At 32.2% G+C, this 5,728-nt stretch carries 3 protein-coding genes and 3 pseudogenes; all 6 read right to left on the bottom strand.

Annotation, left to right across the window (positions count from 1 at the left end; genetic code table 11):
* A pseudogene (locus tag ACOMCU_RS27710) lies at positions 1 to 608 on the bottom strand (replication initiation protein); the annotation flags it as partial.
* Positions 609 to 617: 9 nt separating this feature from the next.
* Entirely contained in the window at positions 618 to 776 is a 159-nt protein-coding gene (locus ACOMCU_RS27705) for a hypothetical protein (protein WP_421052255.1), read from the bottom strand.
* Positions 777 to 2,113: 1,337 nt separating this feature from the next.
* Positions 2,114 to 2,272: pseudogene (locus ACOMCU_RS27700) on the bottom strand (site-specific integrase); the annotation flags it as partial.
* A 1,638-nt stretch (positions 2,273 to 3,910) separates the two neighbouring features.
* On the bottom strand, positions 3,911 to 4,078 hold the full coding sequence (locus ACOMCU_RS27695; RefSeq protein WP_421052254.1) for a hypothetical protein: 168 nt from the start codon (positions 4,076 to 4,078) through the stop codon (positions 3,911 to 3,913).
* A gap of 256 nt (positions 4,079 to 4,334) precedes the next feature.
* Positions 4,335 to 4,592 carry a hypothetical protein gene (locus tag ACOMCU_RS27690; RefSeq protein WP_421052253.1) on the bottom strand — a complete coding sequence of 86 codons (258 nt, stop codon included), beginning with the start codon at positions 4,590 to 4,592 and terminating at the stop codon, positions 4,335 to 4,337.
* Positions 4,593 to 5,308: 716 nt separating this feature from the next.
* Positions 5,309 to 5,473 (bottom strand): annotated as a pseudogene (locus tag ACOMCU_RS27685) (transposase domain-containing protein); the annotation flags it as partial.
* Positions 5,474 to 5,728 lie beyond the last annotated feature (255 nt).

Raw genomic sequence — 5,728 nt, 5'->3', positions numbered from 1 at the left:
TATGCTTCATCACTAGTTTTTCCGTTTTTTAAGCAAGTCAAAGCAAGCGTAAACATAATATTGTTTCGCCCTAGTTGCCCCTTATCACCTTTAATTTTGTCATTATTGAGTAAGGGAACAATCCACTCTAAATTTATTGATGTTCGATTCATTTTTATATCTCTAATATCGTCTATTATGTAATTTATTGCTTGATCGTCCTCATATTGCATTGACCATGCCATAAAGCGCTGCACATTATACGTAAGATTTTCTGAGTACCAAACAACATTATGTTTTGTAGGCATACGAAAAAAACCGAAAGAATTGCAGTTAAAATCAGCACCTATTTCTTTAAATAGTGCATTTTTTATATTATTAGTAATTCGTTTGGCAACCAAAAGTGCTTTAAAATTGGTTTTAGAGTCAATAAACATAGGCTTAGTTAAAGCAAAATAAATATGGAATCCACGATCAGTTTCTACAATCATTGTCGGAATACCTAGTCCTAAGTCCTCGCACTTTAGAATGATTTCACCGGCACTCAAATCTTTAGAGTCAACCTCAAATACAAAGGCATTGATTTGCTGTAGATTAGATTCTTCGAATCCCTTTATGTAAGTTTTCATAGGATCCGTTTAAGAGCCAAAACGATAAACATTTGGCGTCCAATGAGTAATATAATTAGCTTGCTGAAATAAAGCGTTTTTTGAAGTTATGATAAATCCTTTTACACCATTTTCAGTAAAGTAGCCTTTATTACGAACTGCAAAAATGACCCCTTCGATTACCATCATTTTCATCCAAATTATGATATTGTATACTTTTTGGACTATAATCAGTTAATCCCTGATGCATAAAGGTATTTATAATGCTTTTTAAATCAATATTTTTCGTATATCTGTTTAATGTGAATTCTTCCATACCGGACGACCTCCTATTGGTCCCCGACGCTTGTTAATTCCACAAAAAAATGCCGACTAAATACGGACCTGTTAAGTCCCCATAAAAGCCGACAAATTATCATTCTCACATATATACTCTCCCTTTTTACAGTCAAGAGGTAAGTATAATACACCATTTTTATTTCATTCAAAAATTATAATAAATAAAACCAAAATTTTCCAGGTTAAATTCTTAATGCTAAAAATCCTAAAACCCCAAATTATTTGGCATTGAATGAAAATTAAAAATATTGAAAAAATCATCTAAAGAAAACATCACTTATATGTTTACAAATAATCTAATGGGTGTTAGAATTATATACATATAAGTAACAAAATAAGCCGCTAAACTTATTTTAGTAGATTTTTCTTGTGAGTCTGACGTGTGGGAGCGTCAGGCTTTTTCTATTTCGTTTTAAGGTTCTTTGGGAGTAAAAACCTATAATAATACATAAATTTTAACTATTTTTCTTCTATTTATCTATTTACTTTTAATTAAACATCATTTTACGCTAATTTTATATATATGACAATCGAATCTATGTTCTATAAAGTGACATTAATCTATTCAAAAAATTAAACGAACATTTATATTTCACTATCCAATTTTGTATAAACAAAAAACTTATGGTATAAAATTGATATTTATACTAATTCTATAACATATATTTCACTTTCATTTTTCCACAAAATTTTATAAACATAATAAAAAAACCTGCTACTTTGTAAGATTAAGTACAAGTAATTGTACAGTATGTCTTATTCAATAGTGTTTCTTTTATAATGTTACACATTAAATAAAAATGCACATTACTAAATGCAAATTTTAGTGATGTGCTTTTTATTTTCATTAACTTTCTCATGTACATTTGTTAAAAAGTTAAACATTTTACAATGAATGAGAAAGCTATTAATATAGCAACATACGTTCTTTTTTAGGGGGGGATAATAATTGTATTGGTTTGAGTATTGTCCGAAGCATATTGAAAGTAAATACCAGTTACTTGTATTTAAAGATTACCAGCCCTTTATTCCTTTGACAGATTATTATCATGATTGTTTAGGGAGAATTGGAAAAAGCTCTGCAATATCATAAATCTTCAACCACAACACGTATTTTTACTTCTGAATCATTCCATTGAACTTTGTTTCCTTGATAGTTACTTTCTTCCTCTAACCATTTAAAAAATGGAAGTAGACAATTCAAGTAGGATAGCCTGACCATCTATTAATGGATTACTAAAGTGATACTGCTTTAACCGTATCATGGACTTATAAAATGATTTTAATGCTGATAAAAATCGACTAATTGTGTTAGGGCTTTTGTTAGTTAAATTTACAAAACGGAAGAACGTCAGTGGCTTGATAAAGTACATCAACAACGTAAGGAACATTCTGTTTCTATTGGCAAACAAACCATTGATTTAAGGCAGTCTTACTACCTGGAACTTGTATAAAATATTGCATACTATGATACTTGCTCAACTTTATTTACAGTCTGAGCAAACGGACAGGGAGATACAAAATCGCTGTCCGTCAGACTTCATGGAACCGCCGTATACGGAACCGTACGTACGGTGGTCGGGAGTTAATCATTCCCTCCTACTCGAAACTCCTCTTACATATACAGTTCCTGAAACCGTTTGACGACTTTGAGATTCGACAAATATTCGATAAGTTGAATTGGATACCTTAGTGTTCTTTTTGATCCATCTGTAATATCTACAAAAGACGTTTTAGCCTCCCTGAGTTGCCATCTGGTCCAATTATGCCAATACGATGAAGATGGCCTAGTAGTAATCATTTCCATTTCATAACTTAGAATATGGTGTAACTGCCAAGTAGAAATGAAAATTTTCTTACCTGAAAATGTTGAATAAGACTGAACACTATTTTTCAGTAAAGTGTTCAAAGTTACCTGACGGTTATATATGGTTTATAAAAAAGAAAAAGGAAGTGACTTTGATGACTTGGCAATATGGTTCTTTTCCTGATGATATAGGCCCATGTCAACAAGAAGGGTCCACAACTTGTGTTGGTGATATGTATTTTGTATGTAGAAATGGTCGTTGGAGACCTACCTACGAATATTGTCAGAGTGATAATACACCAACATGGCCACAATATGGTTCAAGTATGGGCCCATGTCAAGAAGGGTCCTCAACTTGTGTTGGTGATAGAAGGTATTATTGTAGAAATGGTCATTGGATACCTACCTCCCAATATTGTCAGAGTGATAATACACCAACATGGCCACAATATGGTTCAGGTATGGGCCCATGTCAAGAAGGGTCCTCAACTTGTATTGGTGATAGAAGGTATTATTGTAGAAATGGTCGTTGGAGACCTACCTCCCAAAGAGTGATATATATCCCTATGACTAAATGTTTATACTTTATTTAAGGAAAAAGTGCCCCCAAAATGGTTGTGGGGTTAGGCAGAGCCTAACTTTTTCGTGATATCATGAAAACGAGGAAATATATACAAAACATATACGTATAACTTCTCAGATAAAGAGAAAAATCACCGTCTAAATCTCTCAATCTGCTTTACAGTAACTCTACCTTAAAAGGTAAATATTTTTCGATTATTACTAACGAGATGCGTTGATCCTAGCAAGGGTCAGCGCTTATTTCCATTTTAGTTATAGGAGAAGCCCTTGAAGTTTAAGGGTTTACTGAAGTGAATAGCTATATGTTTGGTGAGCTAATAGATATCTTCAACAATTGGGCGCGATTGTGAAAGAAACAAATGATTACTTGTTGTGGTATTATAGTGGGGAATTTGATGTTGTTGTTGTAAATGAGGTCATATGTTGTACAAAAAGGATAGATGTAAGCAGGTATATCTCCTGTTCATCTATCCTTTCTTTTTTACCCTATATAATGTTTGACATTATAATAAAACAATTTATTATCGGGCTTCTTAGTTATTTTCTTGACTTTTAATAAAATAAAATAGCAGGTTTTTTTATTTTTTTTTGATAATTATCTTTTATACTCATCTTCAAATAAATAGTTTAATTCCTTTAATTCTTGTTTGTACTTTTCGACTAATCCAAATTGCGCTAAACTTTCTTTGTCCCCTTCATATTTTTCTGAAAATTTTTCATTAGATTCAATCTTACCTTCAACATAGGCAATAGCATAAGCCAAGATTTTTTGTTCTTCCATTTCAAAAAAAAGGTATGCTCCCCATTAAGTAGACAGATTAAAAAATAAAATCTGTTTATCTTAAGTGGGGTATTTTGGCATAAATTAAATATTCTATACATGAAAACAGTGTAGTTGATATTGAACAATTTCCTTCAAATCGGGAAGAAACTCTATTGCAGAAGAGAAAGGAATTAATCATTCAATAATAATTTAACAGATGAGTTTATTGTAATGTTTCTTGATGACGAAAGGGTAATTAAAAAATCGGGATAGAAAAGGTAAAATATGGGGTATTGTAACTGAAAAGGGCTTCCACCAAACGTAAAATCAAGTAAGAACTAAGTAGATTACCAGAGCCAAGATAAACTAGCTCTGCTGTCTTAGTTGCACCAGCACTACGGTCAATGATTTCACGATTGAAAAGGATCGACAAATAAGCATACATAATGCCATTTTGTTCCGACACTTCATATGTTAAATCACCATGATGACAGCAACTGCTCTTTTTGTTCAAAATGACGCTATAATTCTTTTTTTACCAGCGCTTCATTACATGTTGATTTATGCGGTTTGTAATATGCTAACGTATGTTTGATACTAGTCCAAAGATCTAGGTAACTTGAACGACTTTCAAACGTTTCATACAAACCGAGGAAAAGAGTTTGATATTATGCTCATTTCAAATGCCCTAGAAACATTCGGAATCCAGCAATCCCTGGGCATGAAGGGATGCCCTTATAAATAACGCTGTGAGCGATGTATAAGGTATTTAAATAGAATTTCCTAACCCCACGCAGGGTTATTACTTGATTTCCACTGGTGTTAAATAGCCAAGTGTTCCGTGAATTGTTATTGAACCCAATGAACAGTATCATCAAGTTCAAGAGTAGGGTGTAATATGAATTGTTGAATTTAAACATGAGACAGTCTGTTTTTACAAGTATTACTATGAATGCTTCGGTAATAATTGCTTTAATAATATTGCCCAGGAATGAAAAAGTGCAAGAGAAAAAGTGAAATGAGTATCCAGTAATCCTGGTATGCTATTCCACTTTTTTATTACTAAAAATTGAGCAAGTACTTATACGTATGGTAACTTTAAAAATTATCTACAAAATTAATGCTTCCTTTATTTAACGTAAGCCCGAATTATAAAAAATAGGCGCACCTTCTCGGTACGCATCACGATTAGCCGTATACCATTGATTTTTCATCAGATATACGGCTATTTTATTTTCCACATGCAGCTTGGATGTTTTTTGACCAAGGCATGTACTGATTTAAAATTTCTAGGTTTCGGTGGATATCCAGATTCGGTAAATCCGTCATTAACTTCATCAGGTATTGATAGAAGTCCACACCATTTGCTTTGGCCGTTTCTGCGATGTTCAAGCAGGATTAAATCACAATAACAGAAATTGTGGAATAATTAACTACACGAAATTATTTTATCAATTATAACAATACTAATTGAGATTAATTTAATTAAACAACCAGTTGCCGATAATTATTTTCAACTGGTTGGATGATGTTATTTTTGTGCTACCCTTTTGGTCAGTTTTAAATGTAGGTTCCACTTCTTTTTTGGTTTTTAAAAACTGATTTATCAGTCTTTCATACAGATTAATTCTACATTTTCAACTTTAAAAC

Source organism: Lysinibacillus sp. UGB7 (genome assembly GCF_049058285.1).
GTDB lineage: Bacteria > Bacillota > Bacilli > Bacillales_A > Planococcaceae > Lysinibacillus > Lysinibacillus sphaericus_B.
This window is presented reverse-complemented; position numbering and strand designations above follow the sequence as displayed.